Source organism: Sphingomonas kyeonggiensis, from assembly GCF_030812785.1.
Lineage (GTDB): Bacteria > Pseudomonadota > Alphaproteobacteria > Sphingomonadales > Sphingomonadaceae > Sphingomonas > Sphingomonas kyeonggiensis_B.
Window position 1 is genome coordinate 1,408,977 of record NZ_JAUSTJ010000002.1, and the last position, 19,967, is coordinate 1,428,943.

Sequence of the window (19,967 nt, forward strand, 5' to 3'; positions counted from 1 at the left end):
AGCACGGCTCCAGCCAAGGCAGGATCGCCGCGGGATGACACGCGAAAAGGGGGATTCGCATGTTCAGCATGTTCAAATGGCCGATCGGACGCGCGGGCCGCGGCACGATGTTCTTGTGGCTCCTGCTCGGCAGCCTGGGCTTTTCGGCGATCAAGTTCCTTGTTTTCCACCGGATCGACATCGGCGCCATCCAGCTTGGCCTTCGTTCCGAGGCGATCGCGCATCCGACGGCCTTCCCGCTATGGTATGTCGCGCTGGAAGCCGCATTCGACCTCGCACTGCTCGTCGTCGCCATTGCGCGCCTGCACGACATCGGCAAGCCGGGCTGGTGGCTGTTCGGTTTCGTCGCGCTGGCCGCCCTCTCGGCTCTGCCCGGGCTCGGCTTCCTCATCCTCGTGGGGTTGATCCTCTGGCTCGCGCTGCTGTTCTGGCCCGGCACCTTCGGGCCCAATGCCTATGGCCCGCACCCGCTCGGCTGGGAATCGCGCGAGCAGTATGAGCAGCAGATGCGCGAACTCCGCGAGCACGTCCCGCCGGGCAAGGCCTAGGCGGGACGCACCACTGCCAGCAGAAACCCGTCCCAGCCCTTGTCGCCCACTGTCTGGATTGCAGTGGCATCGAGACGTGACTCAGCGGCGACCGCGTCGAACAACGCCCGCGTGCCGATCACCCGCGGATCGGGGTCGTCCGGATCGGTCACAGCGCCCTCCCGTACGACATTGTCGACGATGATCACGCTGCCCGGCCGGGTGAGCTTCAGCGCTGCATCGAGATAGGCGGTATTGCTCGGCTTGTCGGCATCGATGAAAACCATGTCGAACGGCCCCTCGCCCGCGGCGATCATCGCCGCCAGGCTCTCCACCGCCAGCCCGGTCCGCACCTCGCAGCGGTCGGCGAGCCCAGCCCGGGCGAGATTGGCCCGCGCCACCGCGGCATGATGCGGCTCGAGCTCCAGCGTCACCAGCCGCCCATCCTCGGGCAGCGCCCGGGCGAGCCAGATGGTCGAATAACCGCCCAGCGTGCCGACCTCGAGGATTCGCCGCGCGCCACACATCCATGCGAGCAGCTCGAGCATTCTGCCCTGCGTCGCCGAGACGTCGATCGCCGGCAGCCCGCCCGCCGCATTGGCCGCCAGCGCCCCGTCAAGCGCGGGATCGGCGCAGATCAGCTTGCCGCTGATATAGCTATCGACCGCGCGCCAGGCGTCGCTCACCCCCCGGTCCCCACGCCCGCCACCGGCCGCGTCTCGACATGCGTCTCGAACCCGGCGATCAGCGGCCGCCCCTTGGCGATCGCCGCCTGCACGGCGGGCAGCTTGAGCGAGTCGGCATGGTGCTGCTTGCTCTGCCAGATCTCGGTGATCCAGATGCCCTCGGCATCCTTCACATCCTCGGCGATCAGATAGGCGATGCAGCCCGGCATATCGCCGGTGCCGCCGGAAAGCAGCGCGATCAGTTCGGCGCGCTTGCCCGGCTGGGCCTTGATCTTGCCGATCGTGCCGTAGAGCTCGGCTTCTTCCATGCGGAATTCCTTGGCAAGGGCCGGCCCGCCCAGCATCGCGAGCGCGAGCCCTGCCAGTACGGGCCGGCGACCGATCATTCTTCGTTCTTGTAGATGCGGACCAGCTTGTCGAGCATCGCCAACGCCTCGTCGCGCGGGCGCTGGAAGGTGTTGCGGCCGATGATCGAGCCGTTGCCGCCGCCGTCGCGGATGTCGCGCGCGTCCTGGTAGACCGCGTCGGAGCCCTTGGCCGCGCCGCCCGAGAAGACGACGATGCGGCGGCCGTTGAAGCAGCTCTTCACGACATGGCCGACCCGGGTCGACTGGGCCGACCAGTCGGTGCCCTCATAGGCCTTCTTCGCCTCTTCCTGCTCGATATGGTCGCTGGGCAGCTTCACCTTGATGATGTGCGCGCCGAGCAGGGCGGCCATGTGCGCGGCATAGGCGCCGACGTCCAGGGCGAGCTCGCCCGACTTGGGCAGCTTGCCGCCGCGCGGGTAGGACCACAGCACCGTGGCGATGCCCACCGACTTGGCCTCGGCCGACAGTTCCTTGATCTCTTCCATCATCTCGAACACGTCGTCCGAGCCCGGATAGATGGTGAAGCCGATCGCGGCGCAGCCCAGGCGCAGCGCGTCGTCCACCCCCGCGGTCACCGCCTGGTTGGCGCTGGTCGCCCAGCTGTTCGAGCTGTTGCACTTCAGGATCGTCGGGATCTGGCCGGCAAAGGTGTCGGCGCCCGCCTCCAGCATGCCGAGCGGCGCGGCATAGGCGCTCAGGCCCGCATCGATCGCCAGCTGATAGTGGTAATGGGGATCATAGGCGTCCGGGTTCACCGCGAAGCTGCGCGCCGGGCCATGTTCGAAGCCCTGGTCGACCGGCAGGATGATCAGCTTGCCCGTGCCGCCCAGCTTGCCCTGCATCAGGATGCGGGCGAGGTTGGCCTTCACGCCGGGATTGTCGGACTCGTAGTTCGCGAGAATGGCTTTGACGGCCGGCGTGATCGACATCTTTGTCCCCTTGAATATGTATCGCTGGGGAGCCCCTATCGCCCGGATTTGCAGGGGAAAAGCCTGACAACGCTGCCACCGGAGTCGCTTTTCTTCGCACTGCGGCAAACCGGTCGAATCAAAAGGGGGAAGGCGGCACCTGCCCCCTTCCCCCTCTCCGATTTCACTGACTTGAAGGCGCGATCAGCGCGTGAGCGCCGCGACGCCGGGCAGCTCCTTGCCTTCCATCCACTCCAGGAACGCGCCGCCCGCGGTCGAGACGAAGGTGAAGTCGCTCGAGACGCCGGCCTGGTTGAGCGCCGCCACCGTGTCGCCGCCGCCGGCGACCGAGACGAGCTGGCCTTCCTTGGTCAGCGCCGCCGCGGTCTTGGCCAGGCTGATCGTCGCCGTGTCGAAGGGCGGCGTCTCGAACGCGCCGAGCGGACCGTTCCACACCAGGGTGCGGCAGGTCTTGAGCACGTCCGCAAGCGCCTCGGTCGCCGCCGGGCCGATGTCGAGGATCATCTCGTCGGCCGCGACTTCGTGGACGTTGACGGTACGCAGGCTCGGCGGGTTGGCCGCGAATTCCTTCGCCACCACCACGTCGTACGGCAGGTGGACGGTGCAGTTCGCCTTGTCGGCCGCGTCGAGGATCTCCTCGGCGGTGCCGGTCAGGTCATGCTCGCAGAGCGACTTGCCCACATCGACGCCGCGCGCGGCGAGGAAGGTGTTGGCCATCCCGCCACCGATGATCAGGTGATCGACCTTGTCGACCAGATGCTTGAGCACGTCGAGCTTGGTCGAGACCTTGGCGCCGCCCACGACAGCCGCGACCGGCTGCTGCGGGGTGCCCAGCGCCTTCTCCAGCGCATCGAGCTCGGCTTCCATCTGGCGGCCGGCAAAGGCGGGCAGCTTGTGCGCCAGCCCCTCGGTCGAGGCATGGGCGCGGTGCGCGGCCGAGAAGGCGTCGTTGACATAGAGGTCGCCCAGCGCGGCGAGCGCGGCGACGGTCTCGGGCGCGTTCTTCTCTTCGCCGGCGTCGAAGCGGGTGTTCTCGAGCAGCGCGATATCGCCCTCGCCCATCGCCTCGATCGCTTCCGCTGCGCCATCGGTGTCGATGAAGCGCACTTCGCGGCCCAGCACATGGCTGAACGGCTGGGTGACGAGCGACAGGCTCATCTCGGGGTTACGCTGGCCCTTGGGCCGCCCGAAATGCGCGAGGACCACGACCTTGGCGCCCTTGTCCGCCAGCTCGGCGACGGTCTGCACCGCGGCGCGCAGCCGGGTGTCGTCGGTCACGGCACCATCGGCCATCGGTACGTTCAGGTCCTCGCGGACCAGCACGCGCTTGCCGGCGATGTCGCCCATGTCGTCGAGCGTCTTGAAGGGGCGGGTCATGTGCTTCCTCAAAATATTCCGCCCGCCCCAACTCCGTCATCCCGGCGAAAGCCGGGATCTCAGGAGATAGAGCGAGCAGTATGCCTCACGAGATCCCGACTTTCGTCGGGATGACGGCTCAGGCCGTCAGCTTCGCCATCGCGCTGGCGGTGTCCACCATGCGGTTCGAGAAGCCCCATTCATTGTCGTACCAGCTGACGACGCGCACCAGCTTGCCGTCGATCACCGCGGTCTCCAGGCTGTCGACGGTCGACGAGGCCGAGGTGTGGACGATGTCGATCGAGACCAAAGGCTCGTCCGAATACCAGAGGATGCCCTTGAGCGGACCGCTCTCCGAGGCCGCCTTCAGTACCGCGTTGACTTCCTCGACGGTGACGTCACGCGACGGGGTGAAGGTCAGGTCGACAAGGCTGCCGTCCGGAACCGGAACGCGGATCGCCGAGCCGTCCAGCTTGCCCTTCAGCTCGGGCAGCACCTCGGCCACGGCGCGGGCAGCGCCGGTGGTGGTCGGGATGATGCTCATCGCGGCAGCGCGCGCACGACGCAGGTCCGGGTGGATCTGGTCGAGGATCTTCTGGTCGTTGGTATAGGCGTGGACCGTGGTCATCAGGCCGCGCTCGATGCCGATCGCGTCGTTCAGGACCTTGGCGACCGGCGCCAGGCAGTTGGTGGTGCACGACGCGTTCGAGACGATCGTGTGGCCGGCCTCGAGCTTGTCGTTGTTCACGCCGAACACGACGGTCAGGTCGACATTCTTGCCCGGGGCCGAGATCAGCACCTTCTTGGCGCCGGCATCGATGTGCTTCTGGGCCGAGGCGCGGTCGGTGAAGAAGCCGGTGCACTCCAGAACCAGCTCCACGCCATTCTCGGCGTGCGGCAGGTTGGCGGGATCGCGCTCCTTGGTCACCTTGATGCGCTTGCCGTCGATGACCAGGTCATCGCCGTCCGCCGAGACGGTGCCCGGATACTTGCCGTGCACGCTGTCGCGCGAGAACAGCCAGGCGTTCGACTTGGCGTCCGCGAGATCGTTGATCGTGACCAGCTCGAGCCCGCTGTCGGGGCGCTCGAGGATCGCGCGCGCCACCAGTCGACCGATGCGCCCGAACCCGTTGATCGCAACCTTCGTCATGCCTGTTCTCCGTTCAACTTTTCGACGATCTGCGGAACGATGGCTCCCGCAGTGAGCCCGAAATGCTCGTAGAGCTTCAGATAGGGACCCGAGGCGCCAAATCCATCGACGCCAAAGTTTAGTCCATCCAAGCCAGTGTATCGCTCCCAGCCCAGCGTGGTGCCGGCCTCGATCGAGACCTTGAGCGCATGCGCCGGCAGCAGGTCACGCTTGTACTGCGCATCCTGCGCGTCGAAGCGCTCCCAGCACGGCATCGAGACGACGTCCGCGCCGATGCCCTGGGCTTCCAGCTCGTCCCGCACGGCGACGGCGATCTCGACTTCCGAGCCGCTGGCGATCAGCACCACCTGGCGCGGCGCCTCGGCCTCGCGGATCGCATAGCCACCCCGTGCCGAGCGGTTCTCGCCGGCTTCGCTGCGCAGCTGCGGCAGGTTCTGGCGGCTCAGCGCGAGCAGGCCCGGGCCGTCCGCCTTCTGCAGCGCCAGTTCCCAGCACTCCGCAGTCTCGACCACGTCGCACGGGCGATAGACGTCGAGGTTGGGGATAAGGCGCAGGCTGGTCAGATGCTCCACCGGCTGGTGGGTCGGGCCGTCTTCGCCCAGGCCGATTGAGTCGTGGGTCATCACATAGATGACACGCGCCTGCTGCAGCGCCGAGAGGCGGATCGCCGCGCGGGCATAGTCCGCGAACACCAGGAAGGTGCCGCCATAGGGGATCACGCCGCCATGCAGCGCCATGCCGTTCATCGCCGCCGACATGCCGAACTCGCGGATGCCATAATAGACGTAGCGGCTGGCATAATTGTCGGCGTTGAACGCGCCCAGGCCCTTGGTCAGCGTGTTGTTCGAGCCGGTCAGGTCGGCCGAGCCGCCGACGGTGTCGGGGATCTGCGCGTTGATCGCCTCGAGCGCCATTTCGCTCGCCTTGCGGGTCGCGACCTTCTGCGGCGCGTCGATCAGGCCCTGGATATGATCCTGCATCGAGAACCAGGCCGGCAGCTCGCCGCGCATCCGGCGCTCGAACTCGGCACGATCCTCATGCGCCTCCAGGCGCTTCTTCCACTCGGCATGCGGGGCAGCGCCGCGCTTGCCGGCCTCGAGCCAGGCCTCGCGGATGTCGCCCGGGATCTCGAAGGCCGGGTGGTTCCAGCCCAGCGCGGCGCGCGCGGCGGCGACTTCGTCCGCGCCCAGCGGCGAACCATGGACCTTGGACGAGCCCTGCTTGTTCGGCGCGCCCTTCCCGATGATCGTGTGGCACTGGACGAGCGACGGCAGCTCGCTGGCGAGCGCCTCGTCGATCGCGCGGGCGATATCGGCCTGATCATGGCCGTCGCACGCGACGACCTGCCAGCCCGAGGCGCGGTAGCGCGCCGGAATGTCCTCGCTCGACGAGAGCGACACCGCGCCGTCGATCGTGATCTTGTTGTCGTCCCACAGCACGATCAGCTTGCCGAGCTTCAGATGCCCGGCCAGGCCGACCGCCTCATGGTTGATGCCTTCCATCAGGCAGCCGTCGCCGGCGATCACCCAGGTGCGGTGGTCGACCAGCTCGTCGCCATAGACCGCGTTCAGGTGACGCTCGGCGGCGGCGAAGCCCACCGCCATCGCGAAGCCCTGGCCGAGCGGGCCGGTGGTGCACTCGACACCCGCCAGCTCGAAATTCTCGGGGTGGCCGGCGCAGGGGCTGCCGATCTGGCGGAAGTCCTGGATGTCCTTCAGCGTCGGGCGGGCATAGCCGGTCAGGTGCAGCAGCGAATATTGCAGCATCGAGCCGTGGCCGGCCGACAGGATGAAGCGATCGCGGTCCGCCCATTTGGGATCGGCCGGATCAAACTTCAGATAATTCTGGAACAGCACGGTGGCGACGTCGGCCATGCCCATCGGCATGCCCGGATGCCCCGAATTGGCCGCCTCCACGGCGTCCATCGACAATGCCCGGATGGCATTGGCGCAGTCGGTGAAGCTTGCGGTCACTTGAGAGTCCCCATGATGCTGGCGCGGACGCCTTTGGTGCCCTTGCGGGCCTACGTCAACCGGCTCGCGCCCGGACTCGAACCGGCGCTGCAATGATCCGCTCTGTCGAAGCCGCGATGAAACCGGTGCCATTCGGGGGTTGATAGCTTCGGTGGGGGTGCGTAACGCTTGGATATGGCAAGTACGCCCGCCGATCGTATCGAACTGGCCCTCGTCCGCATCGAGAAGGCCGCAGCCGCGCGGGCCTATGCCCATGACCGCATCACCCAGCGCCACGCCAAGCTGCGCGCGCGCATCGAGGACGCGGTGTCGTCGCTCGACGCGCTGATCGCCCGCGAAGCGAAGGGCGAGGAAGACTGATGGCCGATATCGATATCACCGTCGCCGGCCGCAGCTATTCGGTCGCCGCACGCGAAGGCGACGAAACACATATCCGCCATCTGGAATCGATCCTCCAGCGCCACGCCGACACGGCCTTGCGCGCTTCGGGCGGCCTCAATGCCGAGCGCACGCTCGTCTATCTCGCGCTGATCCTCGCCGACCTGCTCGACGAGACCGAGCGCAATCCGCCAGAAGGCGTGTCGCCGGTGCTGCTGGAACGCATCGCCGACCGGCTGGAAGCGGTGGCCGCAGCGCTCGAAGAGGATGCCGCGGAAGCCTGACCCGAGGTCTCACCCTGGCTGTTCCCCGGCGAAAGCCGGGGCCCAGGGTTTCTCTGCCGTGTCGCTTGTGACCCTGGGCCCCGGCCTCCGCCGGGGAACAAGAAGTGTGGGCCAAGCCGTTGCGAACCGGGCGTTCACCGCCTAAATAGGATTTGGCGGAACTGCCCGGCACGAGCCGTTGCAATTATCCCTGAGGCTATTCATCATCCATGGGGGCTGTCCCTGTGCGGATCCTGGTCCGCGGCACATGGTCCCCACCTGACGTAACGGGCGTCAGAGGATACTTCAGGCAAACGACCCATGGTGGTTCCGCCACCGCTCCCGTAAAGGCGAAGCATGATCGACAAGCTAGCCCTGCGGGCGCAGCTCCGTGCCGAGCGCGACGCCTTCGCCATCGAAGCGAGCGAGGCGATCCTCGCGCCCGAAGCGTTCGTCGAGCGGCTGCGGCCCGAGATGATCGTCGCCACCTATGTCGCGATCGGCAGCGAGGCCGACCCCACCCAGCTCGCCGCCGCCGCGGCCGAGAAGGGCTGCGCCCTCGCCCTCCCCTTCGTCGTCGATCGCGCCGCCCCGATCCGCTTCCTCGCCTGGCAGATGGGCGAACCGCTGGTCAAAGGCCCGTTCAGCCTGCGCCAACCGCACGAGAACAGCCCCGAAGTGGCGCCCGACGTGATCCTCACCCCGCTGGTCGGCTTCGACGCGCGGCTCAACCGGCTCGGCCAGGGCGCCGCCCATTATGATCGCGCCTTCGCACGCTATCCCGATGCCTGGCGCGTCGGCGTCGCCTGGGCGATGCAGCAGGTGCCGGCGATCCCGTCGGAAATCTGGGACGTGCCGCTCCAGGCGGTGATCACCGAGGAGGGCATGACATGGCACGCGGAAGCGTAGCGCCGAGCTGGCGCAAGCCGGCGGGGGCGTTGGCCATCGTCGCCTGGATCTTCGTCTGGATCATCCTGGTCGCCAGTTTCTCGCACTGGATCGGCCAGCTGCACGTCCTCGCCCAGCTGCCGATCTATGTCGTGACCGGCATCGTCTGGATCCTGCCCCTGGGCGGCGCCCTGCGCTGGATGGAAACCGGCCGCTGGCGCCGCGCCTGAGGGGCGCTGCTCAATAGGTCATGCCGTAATAGCCATAGAGGCGCTCGCCATATTCGCGGTCATAGGCCGGCCGGTCGCTGCCTTCCTCGTCATAGCTCGGCGCGCCTTCCAGCTGCTCCTTGGTCAGGTCGACCACATAGCCGCCCTTGTCGGTGTCGTAGGTGAGTTTCTGCCAGGGCAGCGGATAATGGCGGTTGCCCAGCCCGAACAGGCCGCCGAACGACAGCACCGCATATTCGGCCTGGCCCGATACCTTGTCGACCATGAAGCGGTGGACTGTGCCCAGCCGCTCGCCTTCCCGGTTGTAGACCGCAGTGCCCTCGACCCGGTCGGAGGCAATCATGTCATGCGTTTCGCGCGTCTCGAGTTCCATCGCCATCGCTCCTCAAATGCCCCAAGGCATCAACGGGCCAGACACCGGCGATGTCCGCGCATTTGCGGCGAAGCGAGGCCGGCAAGGGCCGCCGTTCTTTGACCCTGTAGGAAAGATAGGATTCCGCCCGCGCAACAAAGTTGCGAGATGCGACGAACCTCAGGCCGGCATGCCGGATCCGGCACCGCGAAAACCCGCTTTTGGCGTGTACTTCGTGTCCTTTGCCGAGTCGGACGGGCCAGCGATGTAGGAGATGGCCACGTAGTGCGTGGCGCGAGTGACGGGGCTCGAACCCGCGACCTCCGGCGTGACAGGCCGGCGCTCTAACCAACTGAGCTACACCCGCATTACGCGTTTCGAGAAGCGACCAGCCCCGGAATGACATCCTCGGTCGGGCCGCCCATGGGGCGCCTTCCCGTGCGATGATCTGGGGAATGGCGCGAGTGACGGGGCTCGAACCCGCGACCTCCGGCGTGACAGGCCGGCGCTCTAACCAACTGAGCTACACCCGCTCTCTCGAAGCGAGGAGGCGGGCACTAGACGCGACTTTTGGGGGTGTCAACCGGATTGGTCGCGACTTTTTCGCCGGAGCGGTCGATTATCCACAGGATCGTTCACCAAGGTCCCGTGTTCGAACAGGAAACCGGCGATGTCCGGCTTGCCTGCGGCGTTGAGCACGGTCTGGATGATGATCAGCAGCGGCACCGCCAGCAGCGCGCCGGTGGTGCCCCACACCCAGCCCCAGAAGCTCAGCGAGATCAGGATCATGATCGGACTGATCGTCAGCCGGTGCCCGACCACCAGCGGCGTGACGACGTTTGCCTCCACCAGGTGGCAGGCGATCATCACGATCGGCGGCACGAAGGCCCAGCCCAGGTCCGGGAAGGTCATCAGCCCGCCCATGGCGAGCAGCAGCGCGGCGAAGACCGGCCCGAAATAGGGGATGTAGTTGAGCAGGGTGACGATGCCGCCCCACATCAGCGGGGTCGGCATGCCGATCGCCCACAGCACGCCCGCCACGATCAGCCCCAAGGTCAGGTTAATCAGCGTGATCGTGCCCAGATAGGCGGAGGTGTCGTCCACCACGTCCTGGATCACCCGCGCGGTCGCCATCGCCCCGCCGAAGCTCGACCGCGAAGTGATCGCGTTGCGCCGCAGCCGCGTCCAGCCCGAGAGGAAGAAGTAGATGACCAGGATGGCGAAGAACATCTCGAGCAGCGCCGACGGCGCCGAGGTCGCGAACAGGTCGATCAGCGAGCGCGGCGGCGTCGCGGCCATCACCTCGGGCTGCTTCATCGGCGCCGAGGCGAAGTTCATCACCGTCTTGTTCACGAAGCTGTCCAGGTTCGCGTAGAACTCGATCAGCGGCTTTAGATTCTCCTGGATCTGCGGGATCTTGGCAGGAAGGTCGCGGATCCACTGCCAGGCCGGCACGACGATCGAGGCCAGCGCGACATTGGCCGCGATCAGGAACAGCAGCACGCAGATGAACGCCGCGATCGGCGCCGGCAGCCGGTGGCGCTCCAGCCATTCGAGCAGCGGCACGAGGGCAATGGCGATGACCAGCGCCGTGGTCAGCGGCAGGAAGAACACCGCCCCCGCCTGCAGCGCGAAGGGCAATGCGAGCAGCAGGCCGACGCCGGCGATCAGCGTCGTCGCGGCCATCAGCCGGTCGCGCTTCTGGCCGTCGCCCATATTCTCCTGGCCGACCAGCGGCCCCGGCGCCGCGCCCGAGGGCCCGCCGTCGTCCATGGGTTCGCCACCGATGCTGTCGGGTCGATCGTTCACTTCTGCCCTTCCCTTTCGCTTCGGTAACCCTAGCGTGGATTGCAACGGATGTAATCCCGGCTAGCTTGGGGATCATGGGCGAGAACATCCTGGTCCTCGACGAGGGCACCACTTCCACCCGCGCGATGCTCTTCGCGCCCTCGGGCAAGTGCCTGGCCACGCACAGCGCCGAGTTGACCCAGCATTATCCCGGTCCCGGCCTGGTCGAGCATGACGCGAACGAGATCTGGCGCCGCACCCTCGAATGCGCCCATGCCATGGTCCGCGAGGCCGGCGGCGCGGACCGGATCGCCGCGATCGGCATCACCAACCAGCGCGAGACGATCGTCTTCTGGGACAAGACGACCGGCGAGCCCCTCGCCCCCGCCATCGTCTGGCAAGACCGGCGCAGCGCCGCCCTGTGCCGAGCCTGGCGCGACGCAGGCGAGGAGCCCGGTGTCCAGGCCCGCACCGGCCTGCTTCTCGATCCCTATTTCTCGGGCACCAAGATCGCCTGGGCGATGCGCAACTGGCCGCAGCTCAAGGGCGTGGGCGACCGGCTGGCGATCGGCACGATCGAGAGCTGGCTGGTCTGGAAGCTCACCGGCGGCCTCCATGTCACCGACGCCACGAACGCCTCGCGCACCCAGCTGATGGGCCTCGGCTCGGGCGGCTGGAGCGACGGGCTGCTCGACATGTTCTCGGCGCCCCGCGAAGCCCTGCCCGAGATCGTCGACTGCGCGGGGAAGTTCGGCACGACGAAGCTGTTCGGCGGCGAGATCCCGATCTGCGGCCTCGCCGGCGACCAGCAGGCCGCGACGATCGGCCAGGCCTGCCTGGAGAAGGGCGACACCAAGGCGACCTATGGCACCGGCGCCTTCGTCCTCACCAATGCCGGCAGCGCCCCGCCCTCGTCCAAGAACCGCCTGCTCGCCACGGTCCTGTGGCAGCTGGGTGGCCGGCGCACCTATGCCATCGAAGGCTCGGTGTTCGTCGCCGGCAGCCTCGTCCAGTGGCTGCGCGACTCCGTGAAGCTGATCGAGACCGCGCAGGAGACCGAGGCGCTGGCCCGCTCGGTGAAGGACAATGGCGGCGTCTATCTGGTCCCGGCTCTGTCCGGCCTCGGCGCCCCTTGGTGGGAGCCCGAAGCGCGCGCCGCAATCTCCGGCCTCAGCTTCGCCGCCACCCGCGCCCATATCGTCCGCGCCGCGCTGGAGGCGATGGCACACCAAAGCCACGACCTGAAGGCCGCCTTCGCCGCCGATGGCGCCGACTGGTCGCGCCTCCGCATCGACGGCGGCATGGTCACCAACGACTGGATTGCCCAGGACCTCGCCGACATCCTCGCCATCCCCGTCGACCGTCCCGACTTCGCCGAGACGACGGCGCTGGGCGCCGCGATGCTGGCGGGCATGGGCTGCGGGATGTTCCGAGACCTGGAGGAAGCCTCGAAGATGCGCGGCGCCGGGCTGACGTTCGAGCCCAAGCTTGCGGAGGAAAGCCGAAAGGCTCGTCTTGGAGGCTGGCGCGACGCCGTTCTCTCAGTCGTCACCCCCGCGAAAGCGGGGGCCCATCTCCCGGACTAGCAACAGGCGGAACGGGTGAAATGGCAGGCTATACCTACATCATCACCAACCGAAAGAACGGCGCCCTCTACACCGGCGTAACCGCTGAGATGTCCCGCCGCGCCCTGGAACATCGCGATGGCGCCGGAAGCAAGTTCGCCGCGAAATACGGCATCTACCGCCTCGTTTACGTCGAATTCCATGACGAGATCGACACCGCCATCCTGCGCGAGAAACGGATCAAGAAATGGCGACGGGCGTGGAAGATCGCGCTGATCGAGGAGTCCAACCCAGACTGGCGGGATCTATTCCACGAGCTGAACTGCTGACACCCCCTCCGTCACCCCCGCGAAAGCGGGGGCCCATCTCCCAGACTATCCCCGAACGCGACCGTTGTATTTGCGGCACCGGCACGAGATGGGTCCCCGCTTTCGCGGGGATGACGATAGAAGCGCGGGGATGACGATATTTGGCGCTTAGCCGAGGATCAGCTTCACATATTCCTCCACCGGCCGCCGCAGCAGCGTCTCGTTGACGTAGAACGGGATCGATCCCTTCTCCCACCGCCCGAGCCGCACCCCGGCGGCACGGCAGCGCTCGAACGCCGCTTCCGCCAATGCCTGCGACATTTCCAGCCGATGGATGTTCGACGCGAAGGGATCGAGCCGCCACTTCACCTTGCCGCTGCCCTGCAGCTCGACGAACAACCTGTCGGCCATGCCATGCGCCTCGGAGATGTTCTTCAGGAAGCGCGGCAGTGCGTCGAGCGCGAGCAGGGCCGGCGCCCAGCCCTGATAGATCAGCCCGCCATAGATATGCCGCCACTCGCGCGCCTTGGCGATCGTCGCCATCGGCCCGGCCAGCACCGCCCCGAACGGCGCGCCGAGATATTTGTAGAGCGAGACATAGACCGTCTCGAACGGCGCGACATAGGCCGTGCGGTCGAGCACCGGCGGCGCGAGCAGCAGCCGGGCGGCGTCGAGGTGCATCCGCGTGCCGTGCGCCGATGCCAGTGCGGCAATCTCGGCGACGCGTCGCGGCGGGATCAGCTGGCCCTCGAGCCGCCGCACCGGGCTCTCCAGCGAGATCGCGCCGACCTTGAGCGCGTACGGCCCCTTCTCTGCCGCATCGAACGCCGCGACCAGTTCCTCCTGGGTCGGCGTCACGCGCCCGGCCCCGAGCGACACCAGGTTTATCCCCGCGAGCCGCTGCGCCATGTTGCTCTCGTCGCGGTAGAGATGGCTGTCATACTGGCAGAGCGCATGCGGCGCATCGCCGCACAGCACCCGTAGCGCGACATTGTTGGCCAGCGTGCCGGTCGGGAAGAAGGCGCAGGCCTCCTTGCCCAGAAGCGTCGCAAAGGCCTTTTCCAGCGCCTCGACCGCCCCGCCGTTCAGATAACCATCGCGCACCGATCCGGCCCCGGCGAGTTCCGCCAGCCGCGCCGACATTGCCGTTGGATCCGGCGGCGCCGAATCACCGACCAGCCACACGCTGCGCGCATCGACCGGTGGAAAGGCCGGCGCGGACTGGGCCCGCACCAACCCCGGCAATGCCAGTGAAGCAGCCGTGGCGCCGAGGAACACCCTGCGATCGATATGCATCCGGAGGTCTCCCTTCGGATATGGAGCCTAGCGCAGCCTGCTTCCCCGGCCAGCGAAAATGCGGCTCAGGCCGCCGCTTCCCCCACGAACAGCGCCCGCAGGTCCTTCTTCAGGATCTTGCCATTGGCGTTCCGGGGCAGCGTATCCGCCGCGAAGCGCACCTGCACCGGCACCTTGAACCCCGCCAGCCGCTCGCGGACGAAGTCCTGCAACTGTTCCTGCGTCGCGCTGGTGCCCGGCGCGAGGTGGACCACCGCCACCGGCTCCTCGCCCAACGTCTTGTGCGGCACCCCGATCAGCGCCGCGTCCATCACCCCGGGATAGGCGTAGAGCACGTCCTCGACTTCGCTCGAATAGATGTTCTCGCCGCCGCGGATGATGATGTCCTTGGCGCGATCGACGATGTAGAGGAACCCCTCCTCATCCAGCTTGGCGAGGTCGCCGGTGCGCACCCAGCCGTCGACAAAGGTCTCCGCCGTCGCCTCGGGCTTGTTCCAATAGCCCTTCACGATCATCGGCCCCTTGGCCCAGAGCTCGCCCACCTCGCCGACGGGCAACTCGCGATCACCCTCGACGGTCATGATCTTGAGGTCCGCGGTCGCCACCGGCTGCCCCGCGCTGGTCGGCCGGGTCAGGTAATCCTCGCCGCTATGCTGGGTCACCGTCGCCATCGTCTCGGTCATGCCCCAGCCATTGCCGGGCAGCGCACCGAACTCCTCATGGATCCGCTTGACCAGCTCGGGCGCCGAGGGCGCGCCGCCATAGGAGATCACTTCCAGGCTGGAGAGGTCGTATTTCTCGCGCTCGGGATGCTCGAGCAGCTGCCAGGCGATGGTCGGCACGCCGCCGGTGGCGTTGACCTTCTCGCGCTGGATGATCTCCATCGCCTTCACCGGATCCCAGCGGCGCATGAACACGATCGTCTGGCCGCTGGCGATCCCGCCCATCAGCGCCGCGCTGCACGCCGTGACGTGGAACAGCGGGATGACCAGCAGGCCCACCTTGTGCGGGATCGCCGCCGGCGGGATCTCGCCCCGGCGCAGCATCGCCCGCCCGGCGCTATACCCGCTCGACAGGATGTTGGTGCAGATGTTGCGATGCGTGCCGAGCGCGCCCTTGGGATTGCCGGTGGTGCCGCTGGTGTAGAAGATCGTCGCGTCGTCCTCGGGCGCCACCGCCACCTGCGGGAACGGAATGTCGGGCAGGCTCGCCCAGTCGCTCCGCGTGCCGATCAACACCTCGAGCCGGCTGACGTTTCCGCCCAGTTCCTCGTCGCAGCGGCTCACCACCACCCGCTCCAGGTCGGGCAGCGCGTCATAGCATTGCTTCAGCCGTGCATGCCGCTCGGCATCGACGAACAGCACCTTGGAGCCCGAGTCCTTCAGCCCATATTCGAGCTCGCCGCCGGTCCACCAAGCATTGAGCGGCACGATGATCGCGCCCAGGCTGGTCGCCGCGAAGAAGATCGTCGGCCATTCGGGCAGGTTGCGCATCGCCAGCGCGACCCGGTCACCCTTCTGCACCCCCATCTCGGTCAGCTTCTGGGCGAGATGGACGACGGCGCGGTAATTCGCGTCATAGGTGACGCGCTCGTCCTCATAGATGGTGAAGACGCGGTCGCCATAGAGCCGGGCCAGCTGCGCCAGCACGCCCAGCGTCGGCGGTGCGTTCTTCCACACCCGGGTCGGCACCCCGCGGATCTCGATCTCCTCCATCTCGAAACGCGATCCGGGCGCGGTGAGCGCCCCCTTCACCTGCTCCAGCGACATGGCGGGCCATTTGGGGTCGAGCGGCACGATGGGTTCGGGGGCCAAGGCGATTCTCTCCAGCTTGTGCGGTTTATGTTTCTAGAATGTTGGGTTTGGCATCGGATGCCGTACCGTAAACAACGTTAGTGTTGATTCATCGCGCGCTCAAGGCAATAGGGGGAACGCGTCCCGTAGAAGATGCGAGTCACCGGTTTCGAATGAGAGGTATGCCAGCCGCATGAAGATTGCCAAGCCCGAAAGTCAGGGTTTCGATGCGGCGCGGCTGGCCCGGATCGATCCGTATCTGAAGACCCGCTACCTCGACTCGGGCAAGCTGCCCCATGCCCAGCTGCTGATCGCCCGGAATGGCGAGATCGTGCATTTCTCGCACCAGGGCGCCGCCCGCGAAGGGGGCGCGCCGGTCGACGAGACTACCATCTTCCGCATCGCCTCGATGACCAAGCCGGTCACCAGCCTCGCCTTCATGATGCTGCTCGAAGAGGGCAAGGTCGCGCTCGACACGCCCGTCCACCATGTCCTGCCCGAGCTCAAGGGCCTGGGCGTGTTCAAGGCGGGGGGTGTCGGCGTACCCTTCCAGACCATTCCCACCGACGAGCTCATGCGGATGGTGGACCTGCTCCGCCACACTTCCGGCCTGACCTACAGCTTCCAGAACCGCACCAATGTCGATGCCGCCTATCGCGAGGGCAGGATCGAGAACTGGCACGGCAATTTGACGCTCGACGAATTCATCGCCGCGCTCGGCAAGATCCCGCTCGAATTCTCCCCGGGCACCGAGTGGAACTACTCGGTCTCCACCGACGTGCTCGGCGCGGTGGTCGAGCGCGTCTCGGGCATGGGCCTCGCCGACTTCTTCGGGCAGCGCATCTTCGCCCCGCTCGGCATGCACGACACCGGCTTCACCGTGCCCGCCGACAAGACCGATCGCCTCGCCGATTGCTGGTCGCTCGTCCAGGGCAAGGGCCGGGTGATGTATGATCGCGGCGCCGAGAGCGCCTGGTCGCGCGAGCCGCGCCTCGTCTCGGGCGGCGGCGGGCTGGTCTCGACCGCGCTCGACTATCACCGCTTCTGCACCTTCTTCCTGAACAAGGGTGAACTCGACGGCACCCGGCTGGTCAGTCGCAAGACGGTCGACCTGATGACCGCCAACCACCTGCCCGGCGGCTCGGACCTGCACGCCATGTCCCAGTCGCTGTTCAGCGAGACCACCAATGCCGGCACCGGCTTCGGCCTGGGCTTCGCCATCACCATGGATCCCGCCCGGTCGATGATGCCGGGCTCCCCGGGTGAATATTATTGGGGCGGCATGTTCTCGACCGCCTTCTTCATCGATCCCGTCGAGCGCATCTCGATGGTCTTCATGACGCAATTCTCGCCGTCCATGCTCTACCCGATCCGGCGCGAGCTGAAGACGCTGATCTATTCGGCACTGGCGGACTGATGGGACAGATAAGAAAATTGTTCACGCGGAGGCGCGGAGACGCGGAGGCGATCAGCCCGCCGCGACTGCGGCCCCAAAATCGCAACCGTTCAACAAGCGCTGTCGCTGACGCGGCACAATCCATCGCCACAAGCGCGACATCTCCGCGTCTCCGCGCCTCCGCGCGAACCAATAACTTCTTCTTCGTGTCTTCGCGCCTTCGCGTGAATCAAACTCACTCTCGCCACGCCGCCGCGTGAATCAATAAACTGGAGACGAACATGACCTCCCCCATCACCACCACCCGCCAGGGCGACGTCCTGATCATCACCTCGGACAATCCCCCGGTGAACGCGCTCGGCGCCGCGGTCCGCCAGGGCATCCAGGCCGGCATCGAGGAAGCCAAGGGCGACGACAGCATCAAGGCCGTCGTCATCACCTGCGCGGGCAAGACCTTCTTCGCCGGCGCCGACATCACCGAGTTCGGCAAGCCGATGCAGGAGCCCTCGCTCCCCGTGCTGGTCGATGCGATCGAAGCGCTCGACAAGCCGGTGATCGCCGCCGTCCACGGCACCGCGCTCGGCGGCGGCTGCGAAGTCGCCCTCGCCTCGCACTATCGCATCGCCGTCCCATCGGCGAAGTTCGGCCTGCCCGAAGTCAAGCTCGGCATCCTGCCCGGCGCCGGCGGCACCCAGCGCATGCCGCGCGTCGCAGGCGTCGAAGTCGCGCTCGAAATGGCGACCAAGGGCGATCCGGTCTCGGCCGAGCAGGCCAAGGCCGCCGGCCTGGTCGACCGCCTCGCGACCGAGGGCAACCTCGTCGCCGACGCCGTCGCCTTCGCCCAGGAAGTGATCGGCCAGCCGGTATCGCGCTCGTCCGAGCGCCCCGTCACCGTCGATCCCGCGGTGTTCGAGGCGTTCCGCGCCAAGAACGCCAAGCGCTTCCGCGGCATGGACGCGCCGAACACGATCCTCGACCTGATCGAGCAGACCGCCGGCAAGCCCTATGCCGAGGGCGTCCAGGCCGAGCGCATGGGCTTCATGAAGCTCATCATGGGCACCCAGTCCGCGGCGCTCCGCCACATCTTCTTCGCCGAGCGCAAGGCCGCGAAGATCGACGGCATCGCCGAAGACATCGCGCTGCGCGACATCAAGCGCGTCGGCGTGATCGGCGCCGGCACGATGGGCGGCGGCATCTCGATGAACTTCCTGTCGGCCGGCGTGCCGGTGACCATCGTCGAGATGGCGCAGGAAGCGCTCGATCGCGGCACCGGCGTCATCCGCAAGAATTACGAGGCGACCGCCGCCAAGGGCCGCATGACCGCCGAGCAGGTGGAAGGCGCGATGGGCCTGCTCAACCCCACGCTCGATTTCGACGCGCTCGGCGAGTGCGACCTGATCATCGAGGCCGTCTATGAGAATATGGACGTCAAGAAGGACATCTTCGGCAAGCTGGACAAGATCGCCAAGCCAGGTGCCATCCTCGCCTCGAACACCAGCTACCTCAACATCGACGAGATCGCCGCGGCCACCTCGCGTCCGCAGGATGTGCTCGGCCTGCACTTCTTCTCGCCGGCGAACGTGATGAAGCTGCTCGAGATCGTCCGCGGCGCCAAGACCGCCGACGACGTGCTCGCCACCGCCATGGCCGTGTCGAAGAAGATCAAGAAGGTCGCCGTCATCGCCGGCGTCTGCTACGGCTTCATCGGCAATCGCATGCTGATGCCGCGCCAGGTCGAGGCCAACAAGATGCTGCTCGAAGGCGCCACGCCCGAGCAGATCGACAAGGTCCATGTCGCCTTCGGCATGCCGATGGGCCCGTTCCAGATGGCCGATCTCGCCGGTATCGACATTGGCTGGCACCGCGACCCGAACCGGATCGAGAACATCCGCGACGCGCTCGCCGCCGAAGGCCGCTGGGGCCAGAAGAAGAGCGCCGGCTTCTATGATTATGACGAGAAGCGCACCCCCTCGAACTCGCCGCGCGTCGCCGAACTGATCGCCGAGTGGCGCGAGAAGCTGGGCGTGCCGCAGCACGAGATCACCGAGGAGGAGATCGTCGTCCGCACGCTGTACACCATGGTCAACGAAGGCGCGCTGATCCTCGCCGAGAAGATGGCCCAGCGCGCGTCGGACATCGATGTCGTCTGGGTGTACGGCTATGGCTGGCCCCCGTACCGCGGCGGTCCGATGTTCTGGGCCGACACCGAAGGTCTCAAGAAGATCGTCGAAGGCCTCGAGAAGTACGGCTTCGAAGTCGCCCCCCTGCTCCGCGAAAAGGCGGAAAAGGGCGAGAAGTTCAACAAGTAAGAGAAACACCGTCACCCCGGCGAAAGCCGGGGTCTCAGGCCTCAAGTGCAAAGCGCGTGGCACGAGATTCCGCCTTTTTCGGGGATGACAAGGAGAGGATGGAGGGACCAGAAATGGTTCACGCGAAGGCGCGAAGGCACAAAGAGGGAGTTCGCGCGACGACGCGACGACGCAACGATGTCGGTTCACGCGGAGACGCGGAGGCGCGGAGAGGAAGCCCGCCGTGCAGCGGCTTGCACATCAGCGCCATCCCCGCCTGCCCTGATATCACGATGATGGAGAGGCTGCGCCGCGAAACCCACTCCGCGTCTCCGCGCCTCCGCGTGAGCCAATTTTCCTTCCTCGTCGCGCCGTCGCGTCGTCGCGCGAACCTGAATCTTCTTCGCGCCTTCGCGCCTTCGCGTGACCCCAA

19 protein-coding genes and 2 tRNA genes are annotated in these 19,967 nt (G+C 66.9%); 9 read left to right on the forward strand and 12 right to left on the reverse strand.

The window, feature by feature from the left end; genetic code table 11:
• Positions 1-59 precede the first annotated feature (59 nt).
• On the forward strand, positions 60-548 hold the full coding sequence (locus J2W22_RS16325; RefSeq protein ID WP_307119290.1) for a DUF805 domain-containing protein: 489 nt from the start codon (positions 60-62) through the stop codon (positions 546-548).
• Here the strand turns inward: J2W22_RS16325 and J2W22_RS16330 are convergent.
• The 6 genes from J2W22_RS16330 to tkt form a co-directional block, all read right to left on the reverse strand.
• Entirely contained in the window at positions 545-1,213 is a 669-nt protein-coding gene (locus J2W22_RS16330) for an O-methyltransferase (RefSeq protein WP_307119291.1), read from the reverse strand. The genes J2W22_RS16325 and J2W22_RS16330 overlap by 4 nt on opposite strands.
• Positions 1,210-1,599, reverse strand: coding sequence for a putative quinol monooxygenase (locus J2W22_RS16335; protein ID WP_307119292.1), 390 nt, complete (start codon positions 1,597-1,599; stop codon positions 1,210-1,212). The genes J2W22_RS16330 and J2W22_RS16335 overlap by 4 nt, the downstream gene beginning before the upstream one ends.
• Positions 1,596-2,510, reverse strand: coding sequence for a class I fructose-bisphosphate aldolase (locus J2W22_RS16340; RefSeq protein ID WP_307119293.1), 915 nt, complete (start codon positions 2,508-2,510; stop codon positions 1,596-1,598). The genes J2W22_RS16335 and J2W22_RS16340 overlap by 4 nt, the downstream gene beginning before the upstream one ends.
• Before the next feature lie 183 nt (positions 2,511-2,693).
• Complete coding sequence (locus J2W22_RS16345) at positions 2,694-3,887, reverse strand: phosphoglycerate kinase (protein WP_307119294.1); 1,194 nt, start codon at positions 3,885-3,887, stop codon at positions 2,694-2,696.
• Between the two features lie 118 nt (positions 3,888-4,005).
• Positions 4,006-5,016, reverse strand: a complete 1,011-nt coding sequence (gap, locus tag J2W22_RS16350) for a type I glyceraldehyde-3-phosphate dehydrogenase (RefSeq protein WP_307119295.1) — start codon at positions 5,014-5,016, stop codon at positions 4,006-4,008.
• Positions 5,013-6,989, reverse strand: a complete 1,977-nt coding sequence (gene tkt, locus J2W22_RS16355) for a transketolase (protein ID WP_307119296.1) — start codon at positions 6,987-6,989, stop codon at positions 5,013-5,015. The genes gap and tkt overlap by 4 nt, the downstream gene beginning before the upstream one ends.
• Positions 6,990-7,163: 174 nt before the next feature.
• Between tkt and J2W22_RS16360 the strand changes: the two genes are divergently transcribed.
• From J2W22_RS16360 to J2W22_RS16375, 4 genes are all read left to right on the forward strand, one after another.
• The gene (locus tag J2W22_RS16360) at positions 7,164-7,349 is read left to right on the forward strand and encodes a hypothetical protein (RefSeq protein WP_307119297.1); all 186 of its coding nucleotides are present in this window, start codon (positions 7,164-7,166) and stop codon (positions 7,347-7,349) included.
• Positions 7,349-7,651: a cell division protein ZapA gene (locus tag J2W22_RS16365; protein WP_307119298.1), complete on the forward strand. Its 303-nt coding sequence runs from the start codon at positions 7,349-7,351 to the stop codon at positions 7,649-7,651. Before J2W22_RS16360 ends, J2W22_RS16365 begins: the two co-directional genes overlap by 1 nt.
• A gap of 336 nt (positions 7,652-7,987) precedes the next feature.
• Positions 7,988-8,539, forward strand: coding sequence for a 5-formyltetrahydrofolate cyclo-ligase (locus J2W22_RS16370; protein ID WP_307119299.1), 552 nt, complete (start codon positions 7,988-7,990; stop codon positions 8,537-8,539).
• Complete coding sequence (locus J2W22_RS16375; protein ID WP_307119300.1) at positions 8,521-8,748, forward strand: DUF2842 domain-containing protein; 228 nt, start codon at positions 8,521-8,523, stop codon at positions 8,746-8,748. Before J2W22_RS16370 ends, J2W22_RS16375 begins: the two co-directional genes overlap by 19 nt.
• 10 nt (positions 8,749-8,758) lie before the next feature.
• On the opposite strand, the gene J2W22_RS16380 is transcribed toward J2W22_RS16375, so the two are convergent.
• The 4 genes from J2W22_RS16380 to J2W22_RS16395 form a co-directional block, all read right to left on the reverse strand.
• Positions 8,759-9,121 carry a PRC-barrel domain-containing protein gene (locus J2W22_RS16380; protein ID WP_373422985.1) on the reverse strand — a complete coding sequence of 121 codons (363 nt, stop codon included), beginning with the start codon at positions 9,119-9,121 and terminating at the stop codon, positions 8,759-8,761.
• Positions 9,122-9,390: 269 nt separating this feature from the next.
• Positions 9,391-9,467: transfer RNA gene (locus J2W22_RS16385), tRNA-Asp, on the reverse strand.
• An 89-nt stretch (positions 9,468-9,556) separates the two neighbouring features.
• Positions 9,557-9,633, reverse strand: a tRNA-Asp gene (locus J2W22_RS16390).
• A gap of 46 nt (positions 9,634-9,679) precedes the next feature.
• Complete coding sequence (locus J2W22_RS16395; protein ID WP_373422995.1) at positions 9,680-10,873, reverse strand: AI-2E family transporter; 1,194 nt, start codon at positions 10,871-10,873, stop codon at positions 9,680-9,682.
• A 110-nt stretch (positions 10,874-10,983) separates the two neighbouring features.
• Here J2W22_RS16395 and J2W22_RS16400 point away from each other — a divergent pair, with 110 nt between their 5' ends.
• Together J2W22_RS16400 and J2W22_RS16405 are read left to right on the forward strand one after the other, a co-directional pair.
• Complete coding sequence (locus tag J2W22_RS16400; protein ID WP_307119302.1) at positions 10,984-12,474, forward strand: glycerol kinase; 1,491 nt, start codon at positions 10,984-10,986, stop codon at positions 12,472-12,474.
• A 20-nt stretch (positions 12,475-12,494) separates the two neighbouring features.
• Positions 12,495-12,782, forward strand: coding sequence for a GIY-YIG nuclease family protein (locus tag J2W22_RS16405; protein ID WP_307119303.1), 288 nt, complete (start codon positions 12,495-12,497; stop codon positions 12,780-12,782).
• 147 nt (positions 12,783-12,929) lie between these two features.
• Here the strand turns inward: J2W22_RS16405 and J2W22_RS16410 are convergent, their stop codons facing one another.
• Both J2W22_RS16410 and J2W22_RS16415 read right to left on the reverse strand, forming a co-directional pair.
• On the reverse strand, positions 12,930-14,057 hold the full coding sequence (locus tag J2W22_RS16410; RefSeq protein ID WP_307119304.1) for a threonine aldolase family protein: 1,128 nt from the start codon (positions 14,055-14,057) through the stop codon (positions 12,930-12,932).
• 65 nt (positions 14,058-14,122) lie between these two features.
• Positions 14,123-15,826 carry a class I adenylate-forming enzyme family protein gene (locus J2W22_RS16415; protein WP_307119605.1) on the reverse strand — a complete coding sequence of 568 codons (1,704 nt, stop codon included), beginning with the start codon at positions 15,824-15,826 and terminating at the stop codon, positions 14,123-14,125.
• A 217-nt stretch (positions 15,827-16,043) separates the two neighbouring features.
• Here J2W22_RS16415 and J2W22_RS16420 point away from each other — a divergent pair, with 217 nt between their 5' ends.
• Together J2W22_RS16420 and J2W22_RS16425 are read left to right on the forward strand one after the other, a co-directional pair.
• Positions 16,044-17,267, forward strand: coding sequence for a serine hydrolase domain-containing protein (locus J2W22_RS16420; protein WP_307119305.1), 1,224 nt, complete (start codon positions 16,044-16,046; stop codon positions 17,265-17,267).
• A gap of 260 nt (positions 17,268-17,527) precedes the next feature.
• Entirely contained in the window at positions 17,528-19,555 is a 2,028-nt protein-coding gene (locus tag J2W22_RS16425; protein WP_307119306.1) for a 3-hydroxyacyl-CoA dehydrogenase NAD-binding domain-containing protein, read from the forward strand.
• The last annotated feature ends 412 nt before the right edge of the window (positions 19,556-19,967 follow it).

Excerpts from the sequence above, each read along its gene's own strand:
- J2W22_RS16325 (WP_307119290.1), top strand. The coding sequence starts at position 60 with ATGTTCAGCATGTTCAAATGGCCGATCGGACGCGCGGGCCGCGGCACG.
- J2W22_RS16335 (WP_307119292.1), bottom strand. The coding sequence starts at position 1,599 with ATGATCGGTCGCCGGCCCGTACTGGCAGGGCTCGCGCTCGCGATGCTG.
- J2W22_RS16340 (WP_307119293.1), bottom strand. The coding sequence starts at position 2,510 with ATGTCGATCACGCCGGCCGTCAAAGCCATTCTCGCGAACTACGAGTCC.
- J2W22_RS16345 (WP_307119294.1), bottom strand. The coding sequence starts at position 3,887 with ATGACCCGCCCCTTCAAGACGCTCGACGACATGGGCGACATCGCCGGC.
- gap (WP_307119295.1), bottom strand. The coding sequence starts at position 5,016 with ATGACGAAGGTTGCGATCAACGGGTTCGGGCGCATCGGTCGACTGGTG.
- J2W22_RS16360 (WP_307119297.1), top strand. The coding sequence starts at position 7,164 with ATGGCAAGTACGCCCGCCGATCGTATCGAACTGGCCCTCGTCCGCATC.
- J2W22_RS16365 (WP_307119298.1), top strand. The coding sequence starts at position 7,349 with ATGGCCGATATCGATATCACCGTCGCCGGCCGCAGCTATTCGGTCGCC.
- J2W22_RS16370 (WP_307119299.1), top strand. The coding sequence starts at position 7,988 with ATGATCGACAAGCTAGCCCTGCGGGCGCAGCTCCGTGCCGAGCGCGAC.
- J2W22_RS16375 (WP_307119300.1), top strand. The coding sequence starts at position 8,521 with ATGGCACGCGGAAGCGTAGCGCCGAGCTGGCGCAAGCCGGCGGGGGCG.
- J2W22_RS16380 (WP_373422985.1), bottom strand. The coding sequence starts at position 9,121 with ATGGAACTCGAGACGCGCGAAACGCATGACATGATTGCCTCCGACCGG.
- J2W22_RS16395 (WP_373422995.1), bottom strand. The coding sequence starts at position 10,873 with ATGGACGACGGCGGGCCCTCGGGCGCGGCGCCGGGGCCGCTGGTCGGC.
- J2W22_RS16400 (WP_307119302.1), top strand. The coding sequence starts at position 10,984 with ATGGGCGAGAACATCCTGGTCCTCGACGAGGGCACCACTTCCACCCGC.
- J2W22_RS16405 (WP_307119303.1), top strand. The coding sequence starts at position 12,495 with ATGGCAGGCTATACCTACATCATCACCAACCGAAAGAACGGCGCCCTC.
- J2W22_RS16410 (WP_307119304.1), bottom strand. The coding sequence starts at position 14,057 with ATGCATATCGATCGCAGGGTGTTCCTCGGCGCCACGGCTGCTTCACTG.
- J2W22_RS16415 (WP_307119605.1), bottom strand. The coding sequence starts at position 15,826 with ATGTCGCTGGAGCAGGTGAAGGGGGCGCTCACCGCGCCCGGATCGCGT.
- J2W22_RS16420 (WP_307119305.1), top strand. The coding sequence starts at position 16,044 with ATGAAGATTGCCAAGCCCGAAAGTCAGGGTTTCGATGCGGCGCGGCTG.
- J2W22_RS16425 (WP_307119306.1), top strand. The coding sequence starts at position 17,528 with ATGACCTCCCCCATCACCACCACCCGCCAGGGCGACGTCCTGATCATC.